Below are 24,138 nucleotides of genomic sequence, written 5' to 3'. Positions count from 1 at the left end.
ATCTCTTGATGTATTCCCCCTTCTGCCCTTGATTTAAGTGCATAATAAGGCCCCTCGATTTATTGGATACTTTTTAGTGGGCGAAATCGGTCTTGGCAATACCCATAATTATTACCGATAACAGGATCAGACCAATTCCGAGCAAAATCGTGGTTTTGGTTTTTTTAGAAACGCCTGCCCATTCCTTACGATAGAAACCCCAAAAGTTGGCTGTAAGGATAATTGTGGACATGTGTAATATCCATGAACTGGCGCCATTACCAATCTTTGTCTCTCCCATACCATAAAAGAAGAACTGCAAAAACCATGTTGTACCTGCCAATGCACAAAAAAGGTAATTCTTTAACAATGGAGTTTTGGTGTCGACAAAATCGCCACCCGTTTTATTTTTAAGAATCAGGGCAACTGTCCAAATGAGATTGGTTGTTAAACCACCCCAAAGGATTACCAAAAAGATAATATTGTTCTCAAACAAATATTTACCATCGCTTACAAAAGAGAAGTCATTAGTAACTGCTATTTCTCGAACGGCTTCACCCATCTCTTTTCCAGCATCTATTCCAAAGCTAAAAAAAGCACTCAATATGCCCGAAATCGCAGCAATTATTAAACCTGTAGTAAGTTTAAATTCACTGTTTACACCCTCTTTTACGTCTGCAAGTTCCTTATCTTTCATCAGGCCGGCCTTGCCACATAAAACAATCCCAACCATAAGTACAAGTATCCCGAGCAAAACGATTTGTCCACTGGTTGTTGAGAGCATATCGGTAAAAGAATCTCCTTCCGGCAGAATTTCGCCCAGACTACCTATATTACGGAGAATAGGTAAGCCCAGAGACCCTACCAACGATGTTATCCCCAGTAATACCGAATTACCCAAAGACATGCCCAAATAACGGATTCCCAAACCATAAGTCAGGCCGCCTATGCCCCACAATACACCTAAGATATAGGTAAGGCGAACTGTTGACGAGTCTGTGGCTGACAAAATATCCAGCCATCCGGGAGAAGTTAGTGCTGTTGCTATGTATGGCATTATTAACCACGAAAAAAGACCTCCTACTATCCAGTAAATTTCCCAACGCCATTTTTTTACAAGGTTATATGGCATATACCAGCTTCCTGATGACGCCCCACCCAATGAATGAAAAATAATTCCTAATAATGCTTGCATATTTTTGTTTTTAGTATAATAAAATGAATACTTTTATCTCTGTTTAAAAACTTATTTGATACAAAAATATATAGATACACACGCACTTACAATACACAAAATGGCGTTTGATTTGCACTTTTTGGACTAACAATGAAAGATTTTTTTAAATATATAACAGCCAGTGAAGAAGACAAAAATTGGGGCTTATATTTAAATGTTGCCGGAAAATCAACTATTCCTGCCGGAATTACCTACCCTTCGCCGGAACACCCAAGTGGGTATTACTTTACCTGGAATAATGGCCGTACTTTGCCAGAATACCAAATTAACTTTATAACAGAAGGATCAGGAGTGCTGGAAAACGAAAGAGGGAAATTTATCGTTAAAGCTGGTTCATTAATGATTATACGAAAAGATGAATGGCACAGATACAGACCTAACAAAAACCAGGGTTGGCTAGAACACTATATTGGTTTTGATGGAAAGCTGGCGCAACATTTTCTTCAGGAAAACCAAATCCTTCAAGGACAATCTGTTATCAACTGTGGTGTGCGTGAAGATTTTATTGATACCTATTATAAAATATTTGAACTCATTAAAAACGAGGATCCGGGCAACCAGCATATTGCGGCAGGTCTTATCATCAAATTGTTAGGTTATATAGTAGCCTGGCAAAAACAAAGAAACTTTACCGGCAGACCTATCGAGAAACTGATTCAGGAAGCACGTTTTCATATGCGCGAACATATTGAGGGAGAAGTAGACCTTCAAAGACTATCGGAAGAGAACTGTATAGGATACTCCTATTTTAGAAAGATGTTTAAAAAGTACACAGGCATCTCACCACATCAATATCACTTGGATTTAAAGATTATGAGAGCCAAAGAACTCATCCTTACTTCCGATAAAAACATAAAGGAAATAAGCTATGAACTGGGCTTTCAGAGTATCCATTATTTCAGTCGTCTATTCAAGAAAAAAGTTGGACAAAATCCTACAGAATTGAGAGGTACCGTAATAAAAAAATAAAGGTTGCTAATCCGAAGACTAACAACCTCTCCATTAAATATATGTAGATGAAATTTTAGTAAACAAACTTGTAGGAACCCGATCCCAACGTCAACTTTAAAGCACCTGCTGATTCAGTGATATCTGTTTTAACCATTGTTTTAATGGGCTTTGAGTTAACCATTACCGGCTTCCCTTTGGCATTAGGCAAAGTCACAGTTCCTGTTGAATTAGCAGGAATAACAACTTCATAAATAAATTGCTCTCCTTTAATTTCCCAGGCTGATTTAGCTTCTCCGTACATGGTGTTAAGCTCATACATAACGTTTGTTAATCCACCACCTGGATGTGGGTGAAATAAAATATGTTTATATCCCGGATTATTTTCATCGATACTAATACCTGCTACGTAACTATACAACCATTCTCCAATGGCTCCATAAGCATAATGATTAAAGCTATTCATACCATCAATGATAGTACCATCTGGCTTTTGTGTATCCCAACGTTCCCAAATGGTTGTAGCCCCTTGCGTAACAGGATATAACCAACCCGGATACTCTTTACGGTTTAGCAACATAAAAGCCAAATCGTCGCGACCAATGGCAGACAAGCTACTATTTAATATGGGCGTTCCTAAAAAGCCAGTTGTTAAATGTTTGAACTTTTTCACATCCTCAGCAAAATAGTGAGCAGCTTTTTCTTTAAGTTCATCCGGGATTAAATCAAAAGTGATGGCTAAAGCATAAGCTGTTTGTGTATGCGAGACCAAACGACCATTAGGAGTGATATATTCCTTAGCAAAAGCAGCCTTTATCTTTTTTACTAATTCTTCGTACTCCTTTGCCTCTTCATTTTTTCCTAATACCCTTGCAATTTTAGCTAAAAGCGAAGTTGAATAACAATAATAAGCTGTCGCTACTAAATCAGTTTCGGTATAAGCCCCCGGATAGCCAGGTTTATCGGTATTATAACTCAACCAATCTCCCCATTGATGGCGTCTTTGGTTCCATATATAATCATCACCTGCATTTTTCTTGACATACTGAACCCAGGCTTTCATGCTTGAATATTGCTGCTCTAAAATACGCTTATCTCCATATGCTTTATAAACTGTCCAGGGCACAATAAGGGCTGCATCTGCCCAACCGGCACAACCTCCAAATTTATTATTCCACATATCAGGAATAATATTTGGAACTTCACCGTTCGGTTGCTGGTCTGCCGATAAATCTTTCAACCATTTGTCATAAAACGGAGCTACTCCAAAATTATAAGAAGCTGTCATACTAAAGGCCTGCGTATCACCAGTCCAACCCACACGCTCATCACGCTGAGGGCAATCCGTTGGAATATCCAAGAAATTATCCCTCTGCCCCCAAAGAATATTGCTTTGCAACTGGTTAATCAAAGGGTTAGAGCATGAGAAATTACCCGTTTGCTTCATATCAGAATGAATTACAATTCCTGTAACAGCATCCTTAGTTACCACACCCGGATAATCAACTAATTTTACAAAGCGGAAACCATGAAAAGTAAAATGAGGCTCATAAACCTCTTCACCTCCTCCCTTTAAGGTATAGGAATCTGTAGCCTCGGCGGAACGTAAGTTTTTAGTAAAGAAATTTCCCTCTTTATCCAACACCTCTGCAAACTGAAGCGTTACTTTGTCTCCTCTTTCACCATTTACTTTCAGACGAACCCATCCTACCATATTCTGACCCAGGTCAAGAACTGTTTCTCCTTTAGGCGTAGTAATTATTTCAATGGGTCTAAGTTCTTCAATAGCTCGAACCTGCAGACCATTTGATGCAACCAAAATATCTTTTGTATGATCAATAAGCTCTACTGTTTCCCAGTCATCATCATTAAACCCCCTGTCAGCCCAGCCATCCATTTCTTGGGTAGCATCGTATTTTTCACCATTGTATATGTCCGATTCCTGAATAGCCCCATACGAAACTTTCCAGTTTTCATCGGTGGTTATCAGTTCACTTGTTCCATCTTTGTAATTCACCTTTAACTGAACCAACAATGAAAGCTGGTCGCCATAATACGCTTTATCGCCATCCCATCCCAGATACCCACGATACCATCCATCACCCACCATCGCTCCAATGGCATTTTCTTTTTGAAGCATACCTGTGACCTCATAAACCTGATATTGCAAACGTTTTTTGTAACTGGTAAAACCCGGCGTAAATAATTGGTCGCCTACTTTTTTTCCGTTCAAAAACAATTGGTACAAACCCAAGGAGGTTACGTAAGCACGAGCAGAACTCACCTCTTTTGATGTTGAAAATTCATTTCTGTAATATTGAGCGGGAAGTGACTTACTTGACTTATTTTCATTTTTGGTTATCCATTTCGCTTTCCACTCATCAGATGACATAATGCCCATTTCCCAATAAGCAGGCCTACTCCAGTCACTCACTTTCCCGTTGTTATCCCAAACACGAACCTGCCAATAAACTCTTTGTGATGATTTTAATGCTGGACCTGCGTATTCAACACTTACCGATTCGTCACTTAAGACCTTGCCAGTGCTCCAGGTTATTTTATCTCCCTTAATAAGATTAGATTCACATTCAGCTACTCTTATTTCATAAGCAGACTGCGTTACATTTTGCTTATCCGAAAACATTTTCCAGCTAAGCCTGGGCTTTAACACATCTATCCCAATTGGATTAATGTGGTACTCACAAACTGTTTCACCCACTTTTACTTTAGCAGAAACAGATGTAACAAACATACCCAGCAAAATAGTTACAGCAAGCTCTTTTACAATATATTTCATTGTTAATATTTTTAAGACACTAGGTGCATTTTATAATCCAAATAACTAAAAAACAAACCACAGAATACGCTATGGATAGGTCAATAGGCTAACTATACGTATTCTGCGGTAATATCCAGACATATCAAATCATAGGGGCAACTAAGATATATAGTTCCAGACATTTTAACTTATTCGATTACCCTTAATTTTACTGTCTTTAAATCTTCTGTCCTTGATGAAGTACCTATCGAAATTGTAAAAGTACCGGGCTCAACTACTTTTTTCATGTCCTGCGTTAAAACAGCCAGATTTTCCGGGTTTAATTTAAACTCTACTGTTTTGGTTTCGCCTGGTTTAAGGTTGATACGTTCAAATCCTTTTAACATTTTAAGATAACGGCCTACAGAAGCATAGTCATCTCTCACATACATTTGGACTACTTCGTCACCTGCCCGTTTACCTGTATTGGTAACATCTACCGATACTGTTGTGGCATCACCTACCTTAATAGCCGACTTTACTAACCTTGGTGTTCCATACTCAAAAGTTGTATAACTCAATCCATAACCGAATGCGAATAATGGAGACTTATCACTAAATCGATATAACCCTTTACCCGAACCAATAAAATCAGGACGTTCCAGATATGTTACAGGTACCTGTCCAACCGAGCGAGGAAAAGACATTGTCAGTTTACCACCTGGGTTTACATCACCAAAAATAACATTGGCAACAGCATCACCTGCTCGCATACCTCCATACCATGTCTCAAGCACAGATGGGATATTTTCGGCGATGTAATTTATACTTAATGGACGACCATTGATTAAAACAACAATAACAGGTTTACCTGTTTTATGAATCAACTCTACCAATTCATTTTGAACGCCATACAAATCAAGATCAGAACGGTCTCCACCTTCACCACACGTTTTATGAGAGCTACCCACAACTAAAACAACTGCATCCGACTTTTTTGCAGCAGATACAGCTGCAGAAAATCCTTCTTTTGAAAAACTATCAATATCGCAGCCTTTGGCGTAGTTTATTTTTACTTTTTTACCTACTTTTTTCTTTAAACCATCTAAAACTGAAACGTAGTATGGAGGTAATCCTGAATATCCTCCCAATAGTTTATAGGTTCCTTTTTTAGGTTTTTCTTCGTGGGCGTTAGGTCCAATAACAGCTAAAGATTTGATTTTTGATAGATCAAGAGGTAAGAGATTGTTATCATTTTTCAGCATGATAATAGATTTTTCCGCTATTTCCAATGCAAACTCACGATGTTCTTCACGACCAGCATTTACAGTTTCCTCGTCAATCTCTATTTGTTCTGTATCAAACAACCCTAATTTATATTTTGCGGTCAAAATACGTGATGTGGCTTTGTCGATATACTTCATTAATGAAGGATCCTGCTCTACCGTATCTTTCAATATATTTGAGTGATATGTTGCCAGTTCAACATTTTTACCAATTACCAGGTCCATATCTACACCCGCTTTTAATCCTAAGATAGCCGCTTTTGTTCTGGTTTCAGGAATAAAATGCATGGTCTCTAATCTACCTACATCATTATTATCAGAAACAATAAAACCGTCGAAACCAAGCTCATCTCGTAAGATATCCTTTAATAACCAGGTATTCATATGACATGGAACGCCGTTGAAGTCTTGATGACCCGGCATAACGGAACCTACCTGTGCTTCCTTTACAGCCGCCTCAAACGATGGAAGGTAAACCTCACGTAAACGACGCTCAGACATATCGCTAAATCCACCATTTATACCTCGGCGGTTTTCAGGATATCCGACAAAATGTTTGGCCGTTGCAATAACATGGTTTTCATCAAATTGCTCATCACCTGTACCTTGTAAACCCTGGATAAATGAAACTCCCATTCGTGAAACCAAATAAGGGTCTTCACCATAAGATTCTTCAACACGACCATAGCGAGCGTCTCCTGCATAAACATCCAAATTAGGAGAGTAACAATGAGTAACACCTAAAGCACGGGCTTCCAGCGCCGTTTGAGAAGCCATTTTTTTGATGAGCTCAGGTTCCCAAGTTGAAGCACAGGCTACGGCTTGCGGATAAACAGTAGTATTCCCATAATAGTCAAGAACAAGCCATAATCCATGTAATGCTTCTCCATATTTCATAACAGGAATGTCCAACCTGTCATTGGCAGGTGCATCCTGGGTCATCTCGGCTATTTTTTCTTCTAAGGTCATTTGGCTTAAAAGCTTCTCAACTTTAACTGCAATTTCTGCATCTTTTTTGCTCAACTGCTTTGTTTGCTTTTGTTGACATCCTGTGAATAGGATAACTGCCGTCAAAAAAATTATACCTTTTTTCATTGTTCTGTATTTAAATATTATTCAATCTCTATTTTATTAATCCACAAATAACTCATCTATATAGGGTCCACTTTGTCCTGTGGTCTCCAATCTTATACTATTGGCTCCCGATTTAAAATTGACAATGGTGTTCACAAACTTCCACTCTTTTTCCCAACCACCGGTTGCCTTAAACTCGAACGTTTTAACATATTCGTCATTGACAAATAATTTCATGGGGTGCAATTTTCCTATGTTGTTGTGCATGTACCTAAAGCGTATACTAAAATCACCGGCCTCACCATCATTTTCCTTGTACCAAGTAATAGCGCCATCCTGGCCATTAAAAACTACAAAGCCGCTACCTTTATAACGATGTGCATTATCACTAACTTTTATTTCACCTTCTAACAGCGCATCTTCCGCAGCAATATTTACACCTCTTCCTATCCACATATCAGCCGAATGTTGATCTCCCCAGAACAAACCCTCGTTTTCTCCAAAGACCTCTTCCATGGATAAAACCACCATGCCATTCTGCAGGACAATAGCTTTCACGGTAGTTCCATCCGAAACCTCAAAAGGAGATAGATATTTAATACCATTCGTTTTAGGGTCGGAACCATCAGTCGTGTATTTGATACTTAGTTCAGGAAAATCTGTATTACCTAAAACAGGAATTTGTTTTGCTTCTATCGCAATTTCATTGGATAGGTAAAGGTTTTTGTCTCCAAGTATGGAGGCGGTGATCACAGAAGCCTCAGTGCAATGATCATTTCCTTCCAGAAACAGCCTTGTTTTCCCAAAGAACATTTTCCTAAAATCGGATTTTGTACGACTCGTTGGGTCAATAGGATCCCCATTCTCCATGGAAACCTTTTGAATACCCCCTTGCAGACGATAGTATATTCTGTTTTCGGCATAGGGAAATAAGTTTCCTTCATTATCCAAACCCTCTGATGTTAAAATATAACTTGCAGGAAAACCGTCTTCGGCTTCTAGTGTTTGAACGGTATGGTTTAGTTTTGATGGTTGTTTACTTGTGTTTACCTCAAGGTGTTTTACTTCCTTTCCTTGGATATAGGCTACCGCTTCTAATTTCCCTTTCTCGTAAGGCACCATCCAATCGCACTGCATCTCATCCCACACGGTACCTGGCTTATCTTTGCCTAAGGACTTACCGTTTAAAAACAATTCTACTTCATCGGCATTGGAATAAACCCAAACAGGTATAATCGTACCTTTTTTCATGCGAGGGTGGGTCCAATGAGGAAGCATATGCAATACTGTTTCATTAGTCCACTGACTTTGATAGAAGTAATACAGATCTTTTTTTAAACCTGCCACATCCAGTGCTCCTCCCATAAATAAATTAAATGGTAAACCGCCATGAACCAAACCTGCCTCCCCGTAATAGTCAAACCCTGTCCAACGGAAATGACCACTGTGCCATGGATTATCACGCATCTGCTCCCAATTTTTTCGGGCACAAATCCGAACCGTCGCATTATCATACGAGGAATTAAAACGTTGTTTTCTGTTCTTCCATTTTTGGGGGTCGATACCTTCATAAAAGAAAATCTCCTTTTCCGTTAGATTTGGTAGAGGGTAAGTATTGGGCAATTCATTATCGCGCCACCATGTGTGGGTACGATAATATCCCCTGGTTTGCCAGGTATGTGGTGCTTCGGTAGAGATAAAAGGTTTATCGAAGCTTTTGTTTTCAATAAAAGATTGGTTCTCGGAACCTCCATTCACACCAATAATATCCATGTCTTCACTATTACCGGCGCCGGAAGTGTACAAGCGGGTATTATCAATGTTTCTGCTGAATTTTACCAACTCGGGCGCAATGTCGCTATGTGTTTCATTACCCAGGCTATATACAAAAATACTTGGATGGTTACGGTCTCTGGTAATCCACTCCTTGATGTCGCGTTGCCACCAGTCATTAAAAGCCTGCTTTCCATAATCCTGAGGCGCTTTTTTGTGCCAGCCATCAAAAATTTCGTCCATCACCAACAAACCAATTTCATCGCAAATATCGTAAAACATGGGAGGGGTTGGGTTATGAGAAGGGCGAATGGCATTCAACCCCATATCTTTTAAAAGTTGCAATTTCCAGCGCAGCATTGGTTTAGTCCAGGCTCCACCAACCGGGCCACCTTCCCAATGTTCGCAGGCTCCTTTTAGCTTAATATTCTCACCGTTTAACCAAAAACCGGTACTCTGCTCCCATTTAACGGTTCTGAACCCAAAATTTGTTTTCACCACATCAATCACTTTCTTGCCCACCATTACCTTCGTTTCCAGCACATATAAGGCAGGGGTTTCCGGACTCCATAACTGTGGTTTGCTCACATCCATTTTTAAGTCAAATGGTTTTGATGTATCAGAAACACTATGTTTGGCCTTTGCGATCACTCTGCCATCCGAAGAAAGAATGGAAGTTTTTAGGATTGTCTTTGGGGGCACTTTCCCCGAAACTGTTAACTTCACCTGAGCATTAACGCTACCCTTATCCTCTGATATTTCCGGTGTGGTTACGAAAATTCCGTTTGGCGAAATATGTAGTGGATTGACTTCAATCAGTTGAACAGGTGCATAAATTCCGCAAGGGTGATACCAGCGTGCAGAAGGTTCTAAACTGTTGTCCACTCTTACCGCAATGGTATTTTTACCTTCCTGTAAATATTCTGAAATATCGTAACGAAAACTAATATAACCGTACGGTCGCTTGCCTAAATGTTGTCCGTTTATCCATACCTCGCTGTTCATATATACGCCTTCAAAATTGACATAAGTAGTGTTTGAAAGGCTCTTGTTTTTTACCTGAAACGATTTTCGATACCAGCCAATTCCGCCATCATGGTAACCTCCACCCTGTCCCTGATCACCGCCTGTTCGCACTCCTTTTTCAAACGCCCAATCGTGCGGAACATCTAAAGGCGTCCAGCTTGCATCATTGAAGTTTTCTTTGGCAAAGTTTTCCTTATCCTCATCCAGGATAAACTTCCATTGCTTATTAAAATTCGTTGTTTTTCTTTGGCTATAACCTGTAAACACAGCCAAAACCAAACATAAGATTAAAATAAATTTGAATTTAGTTCGTGTCGTCATATGCTTAGTTAATTTCTTTAAATGCTTTATTATTTTCACCAGCAGTTAATTCATTTTTTCCAAAACTCAACTTACTCCCTTCACCAATGTATAAGCTAACCTGTACTTTGTTTCCTTTGCTTTGGGTACGAACAATTCCAAAGCAGCCGTCGAATTTCAGTTTTAATTTCTTATTAATGTAACTATCTTTTGCACTATCCTGGCAAATAATGTAATCTGTTATTATTTTATCTTTCACCTTTGAAACCACGATAGCCCCAACCACCTTATCGCCATTCATTAATGCTTCCACACTTTGAATACTCGATTCACATTCGGTTGAAGGCTCAAAAACAGCTATATAAGGTTTGTTCCATGCCTCACCTTGCTGACGAACAGCCAGCACCTGCGTTTTCTTATCAATATATCCATTACGGGCCTCGCGGCTAGGAGGAGCCAATGCCTTGGTATATTCACGTGTGACACCTGCTGGCATAAACATATGCATATATCTGTCGTCGTATTTTATATCGAAACGAACCTTAATGGCTTCTTTTGTTGGAGAAGAAACTTCCGTATTTTCAAAATATCGCCAGCCAGGAGAGTGGACAACATCACCTATATCGGTTTGGTATCTGTTGGTTTGTTTTAGATCCAGAACCTTACCATTTTTATTACTTAGTTGTGTTTTGTCTCCTAAATTGTGATAGATATAATCGTGAAATTTGTTTTCATCGTTAGACTTTGAACGAAACATATCGAAGTAATATCCGGTTGTTTCACTGGTACGGATGGTGCTTAAGGTACGTTGCTGGTCGCAATTATTCACTTCATCCTTTAGAAACTGAGTAGCAAAACTAAAATTTGCGCAAATTGGCTCTTCCAAATGTTTGGGCTCAGACGCTATATTTTTGACTGTATTTTGCCAAACATTGGCCATGCCTTTCCACGACCCTTCATCACGGCCATGTGATGTCCCGTTTACAATAACAGTATTATTACCAGCATAAAGCCTAAAATAATGCTCGTGCAACGGAATTTTACGTTCTTTTACCGAAGGAGGCAAACCTGCATTGGGAGCCATTACATAACCAGCTCCATACAATTCCATTGCAATACCCGTCAAATGAGAATGTACATAATGCGCTCCGCCAATTATTCCGCACAAACCGTAGGTTTCATTGTCCTTCTCCACGGCATTCCGTTGTAAAGCCACACCTGCATGCTCAACAATCACGGTGGGTTTATTAAAATCCATATCACTTTCTACCTCCTTTGGAACAGGAAGACCCCAAAATAATTCAAGTGCTTGGAAATTATTGAAAATTTGATTTGGTGTTATACGTGGATGATAGCCTCCCTGAGCTTTATATGATAGCTGCAGTGCGAGTTCTGCTTTTTGTTGTAATTCAGCATAACCTTTTCTTTCTGCGATGCTTAAGGTATACCTGTATAGATCAGCCGTATTATCATTATTTCGTTTTGAATCCCCATATCGGACAAATTTTCTGTCTGGATTTCTTAAATAATCAAAAAGGAAATTACCTTCGAAAACATGCATATAGTCAGCAGTCACATCCATTTCTGGCTTAACTCTATCAACAATATTTAATACCATGGTAATTATGGGCATAAAACTATAACTTAATGACTCCGGCCATATACCCTGATCGGAGAACATCGGTAAAATGGTATGCTTAAATGAGTTTTGATGCCATGTTCCTGTTTCCCAAAACACATTAAACAAACGTTCGCGTTCCATGTCATCTTCAACACAAAGAATTCCGAACAAAACACCCGTTGCAGTTAAAATAGGATGGTTTGAAATGAACTTACCATGGCGATCCGGCTTACCATACTCTTGTAATACATTACCCACAATATTGGTCATTGCTTTTTGCGCTTTAACCTGATCAAACAATACATAAGCATTAGTTGCTTTATTGTATACTTTAAGGTCTGGCTTCTTCAAATAATTCCAAATGAAATCATAGGTCAGCGCAAAAGGCCCATAAGTAGTCCTGGCATCATAAAATGCAAAACCACAAATCGAAGTTGTTTGCGGGGTTCTTGGGGCTATTTCATCAACGTATGCCGCTAAAATATCTGCCGCAAATTGTGCATATTTTTCATCCCCGGTTATATAATAAAGCATCCCTGCTTTAGCGGCTAAAGACAATATTCTATTATGCCCCTGGGCAAATGGTGCCGCCTGAGACTCCGCATTCTGATGATCATTCTTTGCAAAAACAGGAATTTCTCCTAAAATAGCTCCCGGATCAGCCTGATGGATTTTTATGTGCGGATCCACTTGCGTGTGCAATTGGCAAGCGATACTTTTTGCCCAGTCGTATTTTTCTATTTTACTTAAAACTTCCTCTCGCTCATCAACCGTTGTATATATCACTGGATGCTTTAAAGACTGTGCATTTATTAATGCACTGCATAAGGCTAAAAAGATTAAAGCAAATATTTTAATATATTGAAAATTCATAAATAATATCTTGTAATTACTTTATTGTTGTTTTCTACTGACTGCCAAGTTTCTGTTCTTCCATAAAACTTAATCATCTTGTCTTTTTAAATACACCACAGCAACAGGTTGTCCTAAGACCTTTGCTGTGGTGTATTATGGAGTTAACCTAACAACTATCTTATTATTACTTTTTGAACTTCTCTTCCACGCTCGGTTATTACTTCCAGCATAAACAGTCCGTTTATATTTCTCTCCACAATAACCTCTGCTTCAGAGAAGAAAATTCCGTTTTTCACAATTGTTCCATTGAGATTATACAAATTATATTCTGCATTCTCACTTTGAATTAGTTTAATAGTGAACACCCCCTCAGAAGGGTTTGGACTAATTCTCAGGATATTTTCCACATGGGATTTGACGGCGGTATTATTTTGATAATTAGCAGTCATATTTAAAGTGGATACTACCTTTAATGTCAATGGATTATCGGTTCCTGTATAATCCCCCGACCAGGATACGAATTCATAACCTTCATCAGGAGTAGCGGTTATGGTCACCTCCGTATGAATTACGTGCTCGTCTTGTTCGGGAGTTACAGCTACCTGACCATGCTCAGATACAATATTCAGACTAAATGTCTTCCATGTCCATGTTGCAGTCACTTCCATATCTTCTGTTACCACTGTATTTTCATCGAACGTCTCACCTGTACTTGTAACCCAGTTTACAAATACCTTTTCTACCTGTGTAGGTGTTGCAGGAAGCTCGCAAGTTCCATCATTACCTGAGTATGCATTTGTAATATTTTCACCCCCATTAAAAGTGACTTTATAAGCATCTGAGGTTTTGGTCAGCTCAAAATAATCTAAATCAAAGCCATATTCCAGCATATTAAACCGTAATACATGGGTTCCTTCTTCTAAATAAATATTCCCAATAGTCTCTGTTAAATAACTACCAGAACCTGTGTTAGTCATTACTATATCACTTAAAAAAGTGATGTTTTCTTCGGGAAAAGACACCGTGAGCTGCTTAAATGCGGGGCTACGACGTGTTTGATGTCGAACCTCCAGATCATAATTTCCTGATTCCGTAACATCAATCGTAAACTCCAACCATTCACCTGTTTTAATATCACGGACTTTTGTACCATCCGAACTGATATCCACCATCTCATCCGGTCTAAATGAGGATGAATTTTGATTTAACTTGTCCCAATAGGCTATATCCTTGCCTCCATTGTCATAATGTTCGAATTCCACTCTTCCTGGAATTGGGTGAGGCAGATTATCATCGGTATAAGCCCATTGATTAGGGGTTAAAATAGTAAGTGTGCGTTCTTCCACTTCTCCCTGTGCATCCTTAGCTACAATTTTTATCAGGTATTCCAGTTCCGTCATATTTGTTAACTCGGGAACTGACGACCAAACATAAGGAGCTTCGGTTAACGTTCCAACGTTAACATCATTTACAAATAGGGTTGCTTCGGTAAAATCAGCACCCACAATCGCTTCAACATCTATATTAGATCCTTTGGCCACTTCCTGGTTATTTTCAAGATCTTTAAAACCTATAATGCGACTCATATCGGCATCGACCTCAATTACCTTTTGCCCCTTTTTGTCACTATCCGCATCAAGTGAGTGTTCGCCATAAGCCAGACTCGTTCCTTCGCCAATATATAAGGTTACATATGCCTTATCCAGTTTTTGTTCTGAACGTACAATTGCAAATCTTCCCGTAAAACTTATCCCCTCTTCGGTCCATGTAAACACCTTTGCGGCATCCTCCTGACAAATCACATAATCCGTAACTACTTTATCACCAATCTGACTGTAAACTTTAGCGCCAACAATTACATCTCCACTATATAAATGTTCTACAGATTTCACACTTGAGTTGGTAGATTTTGAAGGTTCGAAAATATGTACATAAGGTTTATTCCAGGCTTCACCTTGTTGTCTTACGGCTAGTATTTGTGTTTTTTTATTGATATACCCACCCTTTGCTTCACGGGTTGCAGGCCCAAGCGCCTTGGTATACTCACGCGCTATACCAGCAGGGGCAAACATATTCATATAGGTATTGGTTTCGTTTAAATCAAAACGTACCTGAATAGCTTCATCGGTTGCATCTGTCACATTTGTTTCTTCAAAAAATCTCCATCCCGGAGATTTTTGAAAATCACCTATGTCATTTTGGTACCTGGTAGTTGGGGAGACACTCAGCTCCGTTCCATCCATGGTTGTGATATGGATAGCATCGCCCAGGTTATGGTAGATATAATCATGAAAATTATTTGCACCAAGAGATTTTGAACGGAACAAATCAAAATAATACCCACTTGTTTCACTTGTTCTGATCGTACTCAAAGTTCGTTGCTGTTGGTCATCATTTATTTTGTCATCTAAAAACTGGGTTGCAAAACTGAAGTTAGGATTTATGGGATCCTCCAAATGTTTTGGTTCGGCAGCGACATTTACTGTGGTATTCATCATTAAATAAGAATCCGTATTCCAGGATCCTGGCTGAGTTCCGTGTGTTGTTCCATTTACAATCATGGTATTGTTACCCGCATGACGCCAAAAATAGTTTTCATGTTCAGGCTCGCTTCTTTCGGCCAGGGTTTTGGGCAGTCCCGCATTTGCTGCCATAATATAATCAGCTCCGTAAAGCTCCATGGTTATACCTGTACAATGCGAATGTACATAATGCGCTCCTCCAATGATACCGCACAATCCGTAATCTTCATTGTTCTCTTCTACATAATTACGCTGAAGAGCTACACCGGCATGCTCTATTATAACAGTTGGTTTTTGGAAGTCTATTTCACCTTCAATGGTTGTAGGAATATCAATACCCCAGAACAATTGATCAAAAGCCCTGTAGTTACCAAAAGTAGTAATCGGAACAATGGGATTATAGCCACCCTCAGCATCATAACCATGCCTTAAAGCGACTTTCGCTTTTTGTATATAAGCATCATATCCTCTTCTGGTAGCCAAATTTAAGGTATAACGGTAAATTTCACCGGTTTTGTCAATGTCTCTATGAGAATCACCATAACGAACAAAACGTCTATTGGGCATCCTGAGGTTATCGAAAAGAAAATTACCATCGAGAATTCGCATATTATCATCCATCACATTCAACTCCGGCTTAAGGCGATCAACAATATTTAGTACCAATGTAATGTTTTGCATAAAGCTATAGCTTACCGCTTCCGGCCAAATACCTTGTTCCCCGAACATTGGTAAGATGCTTTTGGTAAATGAATTCTGCTCCTTTGTTCCAACCCGCCAGAACACATCAAACATCCTTTCTCGCTCATTATCATCTTCCACACACAGAATGCTAAACAAAACACCGGGAGCCCTTAATATAGGGTGATTGCTTACCACTTTGCCATATTTAGTATCTGCTCCTCCATGCTCATGCAAGGCATTCATGGCAACATTATAAACTGCTTTTTGCGCCATAACATTATCAAAAGCCACTTTAGTACTGGTAGATTTCTGATATACCTTGGTGCCCGATTGCTTCAAATAATTGACCATAAAATCATAAGCGATGGAAAACTGCACATATCCGGCCCGAGGATCATAAAAGTTACTTCCACTCATTGCTGTATTTGCAGGAGTTCTCGGAGCTAGCTGTTCGATATAATACCATAGGATATCTGCTGCAAATTGCGCATATTTTTCTTCACCTGTTACGTAATACACCATGGCAGCATAAGATGCATAATTCAACACTTTGGAATGCTTAGCATTATTTGAACTGGCTGCAGCTTCAGATAAATTATCATCTGATGCAAGGACAGGTATGGTATTTAAAATAGCATCCGGGTTGCTTACATGCGTATTGACTTTATCATCAATGGCCGCTTTCGCTTTTGTGATTATACTTTCGGCCCAGGTATAATTTTCAATTTTCGCTAATACTGTAGGTTTGTCTTTTGGTGTAGTCCAAATTACAGGATGTTGCAAGGATTGCGCAAAAGAAGAAGCTGCCAATAGCCATACACACAACAACCACCCAATTTTCGTTTTAACTATTTTCATTTTGTAGATTTTTTTTGATTCTAATTTTCGTCTGGATAGAAAGAGGTTCTGTCAACCGGAAATTGCTTCTCCAGTAGTTTTTTCATTCTAACTTCTACCTTTTTATATTCAGGATTTCCTGCAAAATTCTCCTTTGCCACCTGAAGGTTTTCTTCATATCTATAAAGCTCAGCTCCTTTTACATCTTGCGTTATGCCGTTACGCCATTCGGTATAACGCCACTCGCCATCCGTACAAGTAATACCCATGGCCTTACCTCTTGCATATAAACTGTAAGCCCCTTTATCCCATTTTAATTTTGGGTTATCCACCAATGGCAATAAACTTTTACCTTCAAGAGGATGTGTTTTTAATCCCCATAGCTCAGCTATTGTGGGAAATAAATCGACATTTTCGACTAATGCATCGGATTTTACATTAGTAACCCTGTCTTTATAACCTGTTTCCCGACTGATAATCATGGGCACATGCACATCCAACTCAAAATTCGTATGCTTACACCACGCTCCATATTCACCTAGTTTCCATCCATGATCGCTCATTAACACAACCACGGTATTTTTTCTTAAGTCCAACTCTTCCAAAGCCTTCATTATCCTTCCCATTTGCGCATCCATATAGCTCACACAGGCATAATAGCCGTGTTTTAGATCTCTCGACAGGTCATCATCCAAAAGTCCTTCTTTAGGAATTCCATCATAATTTCGCAATTCTCCCCAGCGGGTTAATGCCAGTTGGTGCATACCTATAGGTGTCGTTTTTTCAGGCACTGTTAAATCGTCTTTGTTATAAAGATCCCAATATTTTTTGGGTGCATTAAATGGTAGGTGGGGCTTAGTTAAGCCCACGAACATCAAGAATTTTTTATCCTTAATTTTATGCAGTATCTCAATAGCTTTGGTTGTTGCACGCCCATCCTTATAAGCGTCATCACCTACATCAGCACATTCAAAAGGAGGTCCATTGCCTTTGACTCCTGCCTTTTTTAAGCTATCGATGATGACTAAACTTTCAGGCTTCACCCATGAATTTATTTCTTTAGGGATATGTATAGAAAAACTCTCCATATCATCATGCCCATGATGATAAACTTTTCCTACACTAACTGTTGTATAACCTCTCTCTTTGAAAAACTGAGGCATAGTCACCATATCCTTATGCACCTTACGAAGTGGGGTGAATATGGAATAAATGCCAATGGACTCCGGTCGCAAACCAGTCAGTATACTCATGCGCGAAGGTGCGCAAATGGCTTGTTGCGCATAGGCATTGTTAAACAAAACACCGTCTTTAGCCAGTGCATCAATGTTAGGACTTTTAACAATATCACTTCCATAACATCCTAGTTCTGCTCTTAAATCATCTACTAAAAAAACTACCACATTGGGTTGTGCTCCTTTTGCAAAAGTGAAATGGCAGCAACCTATGGTTGCGAAAAATATTGCCAGTCCCAAAAACATTGTCCTTAATTGTGCCATTTTTTATACCGTAATCGTAAATTATAAATAGATGAATGGTTGGTTTGAATCGAAATTTGCCTTTCTGATTCACAATACTAAATAAGTTACTTGCGAAGCAATCTTTGTTAAGTTTTGTGCCCCATTGTGTAAACATTAGGTCACAAGTGAATAAATGTTTCACAATGCAACATATGTGCTGTTCGTAAGCTTGGTCGGCATCTGCCTCTACAGTATTAACTTTTAAGCGCTTTACGCCATTTTAGGAGTTAAGGAACGACTCCTTATACGCACATTGCGGCACAGAACCGTTCCATAGAACTTCCTGAACGTTCTACTCACCGAAACCGGACCCGTGAATTCATGTTTTTAAGTCAGGGAAACACTAGAATTCCGCTCATAAAAAAAGCTGTCCTGGTTAAGACAGCTTTCTTCACTTTTCAAATATAAAAACTACTTATTAAAACATAATTTTCTGCGTTTTTCCGTCGTACTTTATGATATATACTCCTTTAGGCGAAGTTGAAATATCCACTAACTGACCTTTACCTTCAGCAACAGCCGATCCTGAAATTGAATACACAGCCCAGTCTGTACTTTCTTTTAAATTAAAAATACCATTGGTACTTGGTACTGGATATACATAATTGGTTGATTCTTTCACCTCATCACCAATAGCAGTTGGAACACCACCCACATATTCTAAAATCCACTTATAATGGTTGTGGTTTTTATTTGTGTAGAGGCCCATACCAATGTCAAATGCATCGCTACTTTTAACATTAAAAGCCCTTACAACACCTGTATTTGGTCCACTTGCAGGCGTTACGCTTAAATAATATCTTTCAGTATCGCCATTGCCATGCACATTATCAACCGTTTCAACAGTAATAAGCGCGTCTGCCTGATTTATATCGCCAGTTAAATCACTGGTTTTTGCGGTCCCTCCATTTACTCCAATTAAAAAACGTTGTCCATCACCCGTAAACAAATTGAATTTACCAGAATTAGCAACATTAGGAACCAAGTTAAAAAGAATATCTGATCCTGTAATAACATCTGTTGCTAAAATATCATCACTGTTTGCATCATAAGACATATAGGTTTCCTGACCAAAATTTTTCAAACGATATTGACCTTCTCCTTGATATTGTGCACTTACACCAAAAATACCCAGCATTAAAAATGCTACTAAACTCGTTAATCGTAAATTTTTTTTCATCCTTTTAAGTTTTTTAATTAGTAATTAGATTAGAATTATCCCATACAATTACTTGCCTTTCTATAACGAATGGCTTGCGTATACCTTTAATTGAGATTACAGTATCTAAGTAAAGAAACCTAGAGGAGTTTCACTTGTAGCAATGTTGCTTAAAACGAAAGTTTTATGTCAAAAATGAACATTTATAGCAGCATGCTACACTTGTTCATATTAAGCAAAGAATATTTAGCTGATTTTAGGTTTTTAACATATATGCAAGTCGGGTTTTAATTTGATTTGACAACCTGACTTGCCTTATAACCAATCCGATGTGCTTTTACCATTAATGAAGCTCCTTTGGCAACACCAAATGGTTTTTGGTACACCGTCCAGCTTTGGGGTACATTTCTACCTTGTTCAATAACTTTATATCCTATGGATGCTCCTTCTGTGGCACAAGTAATGGTAATTTTGCCATCCTTGAATTCAATCAAAGGCTTCGCTGTTTGAGGCTGCTCTTTACTACCTTTCCATAGTTGTTCAATAAGTTCAGCTTCAGGCAGGTTGGGTTGGTCGCCAATTTCTTTTATCCAACGATCCATTTCAGTCCTTAATTCCATTAGTTTTTCCTTATAATCGGGATTATCCGCCAGATTATTTAACTCATAAGGATCATTTTCACAATCAAACAATTCCTCTTTAGGTTTCGTTTTGCGAAACCATTGCATTTGAATACTATCCAATTTACCGGCATCACGCAAACGCAATAGCTCTTGCATGGCAGGAATTTGTTCCCGGTAAGCGAGAGGCAAATAATATCCTTGCTCCGGCCTGTAGTTGCGAATATATTTGAACTGTTTATCTCTGACAGCACGCAAGCAATCTGTTACTTCATCAAAACGGTCGGCTGCTGCATGGATATATTTTCTTACTTCTATTTCTCTATCATCTCCTAAAAAAGCTTGTCCTTGCATATAATCGGGTGGGGTAATCCCAGCTAGAGAAAGCAGTGTTGGCGCAAAATCCACAAAACTTATCAACTGGTTATCTTTGCTTGCGGCAAGCTGCTTATTCGGAAAGCGAATAATCATAGGTGTATTCAGTCCGGAGTCATAAATTAATCGTTTTTGCCTTGGTAAGGGGCCTCCATGGTCTCCGTAGAAAAAAATGATTGTATTCTCCAACAGACCATCATCCTCTAATTGTTTCAACACCGCTCCAACCTGTCGGTCCATTTCAACAATATTGTTATACATCTTATACATATCTCTGTGCGTTACCTCATTCTGGGGCAAATACGGAGGGATTTTGAATTCAGTATTTTTAGATAAGTGAACTGATGTTTCTTCCTCTGTCATTCGTCCGGATGCCCATTTATAACTTGTATCACCTGCCTGGTAATGCCTGGTTTCTATATATCTGTAACCATAAGGTTCAAACAAACCGGATTCATGCGTTTCCGTAAAATTGAATATGGCGTAGAAGGGCTGTCCTTTTTTTCTATTGCGCCAATGTGCATAAGGACTGCTTTCGTCCCAGGCTGTACATGGCGCTCTAAACTGATAGTCTTCTTTATAATTATTTGTACAGTAATATCCATTTACACGAAGTAATTCGCTAACCATCCTTACGTCTGAAGAAGGCACTCCTTCATACTTTTTTAGCCCCGTTTGCTCAGTATTAGATCCTGTACGCATATTGTTTGTGCCCATACCTGTTGGGTACATACCGGTAGCAATAGCCGACCTGCTCGGGGCACATACTCCCGAAACGGAATACAAGTTCGGATATATGATTCCTTCTTCTGCCAACCGACTTAAGTTAGGTGTTAAAACAGTAGAATCACCGAATGCAGGAAGCCAAGGCCCCATGTCCTCTGTTACCAACCACAGGATATTTGGCCTCTCCGCCAATTTAATTTGATTGTACTCTTTTGAAATTTGAAGCGTTTCGTTTTCTATATCTATAAATGATATTAAACTTATACTTAACATTGAAATTGTAATAACGATATAACTTTTAACCTTCATATACTTTGATTTTTAAAAATCGGATCAACGTAAAAAGCGACTATTCTTTATAATCCTTTACTCCAGGGATAATACGCAAGTGAACATCGTTATTATCAACCGGCCACTTTTGTATCATTAGCTGTTGTCTGGCACTGTTCCAGCATACATCTGCCGGATTACTTCCTATATCCATTTTAACGACATCTAATCCAGTTGTCTTTAAAGGATTATGACAAAGTATAAATGAATCGTTTATCACCACAGTAAATCCGTCTGGATAATGTCTGTTTGCACCAACAAATATTTTTGAAACCCCTTTAGAATTATCACTTTTAATAAACACATCGAGGCTCCTGGTTGCAAAATCGTATTTAAACGATTGAATGTCCCCGGCTATGCTTTGAGGATACGGACGAGCAATTATATCGGTTATATATTTTCGTTCTGCGGTACCCACTGCATGTTTATCGGTAAAAATTGCCCAGGTTGAAGGTCCGCCCGGCAAAAAGTTCTGCATTCTGGGATTACCTGAAAACCATGCCTTAATGGTATTAATGCCCAGGCTATCGAACAATTCTGCAGTTCGAATGTAAAAATCCATATAATTTAATTGACCCAGCCTGCCTGACATGGTAGAGTCGGTTCTACTAAAAGTAGGGAAACCCCATTCACCTATAAAAACAGGCGCTTTTAATATCTTTGATTCTTTCTCGAATCTTAAGAGGGTTGGTTTAACTAACTCCTTTTGATTTTGGTAAATATGTGGTGCAAACAGAATCTTCTTTCTTTTAATAGGGCTAGAGAACTCTGCATATTGGTTACCATTTATTGCCTCGCCTTTGTTCATAAAAATAGATTGAACAAGGCAGTATTTGTCAGGATTTATTTTTTGAGACGTATCAATTAAACGCTGATAGTAAGGGATTAGATATTGATTTGTTAAGTCATCATAACTAATATCCATAGCAAGTTTTCTCGGTTCGTTGACAATATCATAGCCTACAACAGCACTTATATCTTTGTACCGATTCCAAACAACCTTCCAAGCATCCAGGTATTTTTCGTGTACCTTGTCTTCGTTGACCCAGAATTTTTCCCAGGAAAACTCTTTCACCCCATAAACAGTCATTTTAAATACTGTATTCATTCCGGCATTTGCGCCTAATTGCACCAGGGTGTCCAATTTCAACAGGTAATTAGGGTCAAGGCTGGCTCCGGGGAAGTCGCCCAGTTTACCCAGCTCCAAACGGACCACTTGATAATTTGCCCCAAGACGAACCATTCGGGTATAATCATCTTCAGAGAAAAAAGTATTATTGGTTACGACAACAAATCCGCGACCTATCACATGTCTTCCATGAGCATCTCGAAGGGCATGTTTTAATTGAGCTGATAATTCAAACGTTGAAATAACAAGGATAACTAATAGTAGTATTTTTTTCATTGAGGAACAAATTTAAGATAGTCTGATATTTGAGTATAAAACATGACCCCTCCAATTAGAAATATTAGAGGGGTCAGTTGGAAAACCTAATTCATTATTAGTGCCTTACCCTGAAAGTTCTGCCATATTCTGGCTGAATATTCGATTAAGGCATGTAAGCAAAATTTTAATTATTGAAATAACTTAAATAATCTCTGGTTTCGTTAACACCATCCCTTACCCTGTTTCTGAAAACAAGTTTAGTAGAAACGTGATAGATTGTATCATTGCCAACTTCAGGCTTTTGGTACTTAAAGTTAAGCATAAAGTCTCTTGTTGACGAATCATATGTATTTTCGCCATCTGCCTCTACCACTGGCTCTCCTTCGATAGATTGTAATGAAACATTACCATCCTGAACCGTGATATTAAACTTTAAACCACCATTAAATGATGTAGTTGCACCGGTGGCCTCTACCTGGAAAGGAGCTAAGGTTGCCAGTCTCCAGGCACTATCATCGCTTTCGTTTTTATATTCTTCGGTTGTTGTTTTATCCTCAAGCACAGTCCCTTCTATTTCGCGCCTAATAACGGATTCGTCGAATAAATAGTATCCATCGACTCCACACATATATTTAACTGAGATATTAACAGAATCTTTACCAATAGAATCTAAAGATGTAGCAAGTATTTTAACCGGAAGCGTGTATGTTCCGTCCAACGACAATGGGTCGCTCAAAAACGCCACTGAATCCATCACCACATCGAAAAAACCTAAGAACTCCCCTTTAGGAATAATAGTTTGAAACGTGCCACTTAATTCATCTGCATTATAAAAAGATGTTGGCATTAGCTCGCGCAAATCATCTTCCTCCTCAAAAGCCAGACCGCTTTGGTAAATCATAAAATCCACAGTTCTGTCTTCTGTATTCGTCAATTCACCAGCCATTGCTACACCTACCTTAAAGTTCAATCCCTCGCCAACAACTACGGTACGGCTATGGTTCTCGAAAGAAGCAAAGTATGCAATCGTATCCAAACTTGGATCTAAGTACTCATCATCATATTTACATCCGGTAAATGCAATAACGATCAGTGCAAATATTATTTTTCTCATCATTTCT

Annotated in this window: 12 protein-coding genes; 1 reads left to right on the top strand and 11 read right to left on the bottom strand. The window is 38.9% G+C overall.

All coding sequences use genetic code 11. The features are described from left to right. Positions 1-73: 73 nt before the first annotated feature. Entirely contained in the window at positions 74-1,174 is a 1,101-nt protein-coding gene (locus ACRD64_RS07330; protein ID WP_430932627.1) for an L-rhamnose/proton symporter RhaT, read from the bottom strand. A gap of 132 nt (positions 1,175-1,306) precedes the next feature. Here ACRD64_RS07330 and ACRD64_RS07325 point away from each other — a divergent pair, with 132 nt between their 5' ends. After that, positions 1,307-2,185 carry an AraC family transcriptional regulator gene (locus ACRD64_RS07325; RefSeq protein ID WP_430932626.1) on the top strand — a complete coding sequence of 293 codons (879 nt, stop codon included), beginning with the start codon at positions 1,307-1,309 and terminating at the stop codon, positions 2,183-2,185. A gap of 55 nt (positions 2,186-2,240) precedes the next feature. Here the strand turns inward: ACRD64_RS07325 and ACRD64_RS07320 are convergent, their stop codons facing one another. The 10 genes from ACRD64_RS07320 to ACRD64_RS07275 all read right to left on the bottom strand — a co-directional run bounded on the left by ACRD64_RS07320 (position 2,241) and on the right by ACRD64_RS07275 (position 24,131). Next, on the bottom strand, positions 2,241-4,961 hold the full coding sequence (locus ACRD64_RS07320) for a family 78 glycoside hydrolase catalytic domain (RefSeq protein ID WP_430932625.1): 2,721 nt from the start codon (positions 4,959-4,961) through the stop codon (positions 2,241-2,243). 170 nt (positions 4,962-5,131) lie between these two features. Beyond that, positions 5,132-7,303: a beta-xylosidase gene (locus ACRD64_RS07315; RefSeq protein WP_430932624.1), complete on the bottom strand. Its 2,172-nt coding sequence runs from the start codon at positions 7,301-7,303 to the stop codon at positions 5,132-5,134. A gap of 36 nt (positions 7,304-7,339) precedes the next feature. Beyond that, a complete protein-coding gene (locus ACRD64_RS07310; RefSeq protein WP_430932622.1) occupies positions 7,340-10,402 on the bottom strand; it encodes a sugar-binding domain-containing protein in 3,063 nt (1,020 codons plus the stop codon). A 4-nt stretch (positions 10,403-10,406) separates the two neighbouring features. Continuing rightward, positions 10,407-12,875, bottom strand: a complete 2,469-nt coding sequence (locus ACRD64_RS07305; RefSeq protein ID WP_430932621.1) for a hypothetical protein — start codon at positions 12,873-12,875, stop codon at positions 10,407-10,409. A gap of 155 nt (positions 12,876-13,030) precedes the next feature. Beyond that, the gene (locus tag ACRD64_RS07300; RefSeq protein WP_430932620.1) at positions 13,031-16,921 is read right to left on the bottom strand and encodes an InlB B-repeat-containing protein; all 3,891 of its coding nucleotides are present in this window, start codon (positions 16,919-16,921) and stop codon (positions 13,031-13,033) included. 20 nt (positions 16,922-16,941) lie between these two features. Further along, positions 16,942-18,399: a sulfatase gene (locus tag ACRD64_RS07295; protein WP_430932619.1), complete on the bottom strand. Its 1,458-nt coding sequence runs from the start codon at positions 18,397-18,399 to the stop codon at positions 16,942-16,944. Between the two features lie 439 nt (positions 18,400-18,838). After that, on the bottom strand, positions 18,839-19,600 hold the full coding sequence (locus tag ACRD64_RS07290; RefSeq protein ID WP_430932618.1) for a T9SS type A sorting domain-containing protein: 762 nt from the start codon (positions 19,598-19,600) through the stop codon (positions 18,839-18,841). 266 nt (positions 19,601-19,866) lie between these two features. Continuing rightward, complete coding sequence (locus tag ACRD64_RS07285) at positions 19,867-21,609, bottom strand: sulfatase family protein (protein WP_430932617.1); 1,743 nt, start codon at positions 21,607-21,609, stop codon at positions 19,867-19,869. A gap of 40 nt (positions 21,610-21,649) precedes the next feature. Next, positions 21,650-23,035, bottom strand: coding sequence for a cellulase family glycosylhydrolase (locus ACRD64_RS07280; protein WP_430932616.1), 1,386 nt, complete (start codon positions 23,033-23,035; stop codon positions 21,650-21,652). A 166-nt stretch (positions 23,036-23,201) separates the two neighbouring features. Continuing rightward, complete coding sequence (locus tag ACRD64_RS07275) at positions 23,202-24,131, bottom strand: BT_3987 domain-containing protein (protein WP_430932615.1); 930 nt, start codon at positions 24,129-24,131, stop codon at positions 23,202-23,204. Between the last annotated feature and the right edge of the window lie 7 nt (positions 24,132-24,138).

The organism is Saccharicrinis sp. 156 (genome assembly GCF_050589685.1).
Lineage (GTDB): Bacteria > Bacteroidota > Bacteroidia > Bacteroidales > Marinilabiliaceae > Saccharicrinis.
Note: the sequence above shows the minus strand (reverse complement) of the source record. Positions and strands in the feature narration are given on the sequence as shown.

Excerpts from the sequence above, each read along its gene's own strand:
- ACRD64_RS07295 (WP_430932619.1), bottom strand. The coding sequence starts at position 18,399 with ATGGCACAATTAAGGACAATGTTTTTGGGACTGGCAATATTTTTCGCA.
- ACRD64_RS07275 (WP_430932615.1), bottom strand. The coding sequence starts at position 24,131 with ATGAGAAAAATAATATTTGCACTGATCGTTATTGCATTTACCGGATGT.
- ACRD64_RS07310 (WP_430932622.1), bottom strand. The coding sequence starts at position 10,402 with ATGACGACACGAACTAAATTCAAATTTATTTTAATCTTATGTTTGGTT.
- ACRD64_RS07290 (WP_430932618.1), bottom strand. The coding sequence starts at position 19,600 with ATGAAAAAAAATTTACGATTAACGAGTTTAGTAGCATTTTTAATGCTG.
- ACRD64_RS07325 (WP_430932626.1), top strand. The coding sequence starts at position 1,307 with ATGAAAGATTTTTTTAAATATATAACAGCCAGTGAAGAAGACAAAAAT.
- ACRD64_RS07300 (WP_430932620.1), bottom strand. The coding sequence starts at position 16,921 with ATGAAAATAGTTAAAACGAAAATTGGGTGGTTGTTGTGTGTATGGCTA.
- ACRD64_RS07280 (WP_430932616.1), bottom strand. The coding sequence starts at position 23,035 with ATGAAAAAAATACTACTATTAGTTATCCTTGTTATTTCAACGTTTGAA.
- ACRD64_RS07305 (WP_430932621.1), bottom strand. The coding sequence starts at position 12,875 with ATGAATTTTCAATATATTAAAATATTTGCTTTAATCTTTTTAGCCTTA.
- ACRD64_RS07315 (WP_430932624.1), bottom strand. The coding sequence starts at position 7,303 with ATGAAAAAAGGTATAATTTTTTTGACGGCAGTTATCCTATTCACAGGA.
- ACRD64_RS07320 (WP_430932625.1), bottom strand. The coding sequence starts at position 4,961 with ATGAAATATATTGTAAAAGAGCTTGCTGTAACTATTTTGCTGGGTATG.
- ACRD64_RS07285 (WP_430932617.1), bottom strand. The coding sequence starts at position 21,609 with ATGAAGGTTAAAAGTTATATCGTTATTACAATTTCAATGTTAAGTATA.
- ACRD64_RS07330 (WP_430932627.1), bottom strand. The coding sequence starts at position 1,174 with ATGCAAGCATTATTAGGAATTATTTTTCATTCATTGGGTGGGGCGTCA.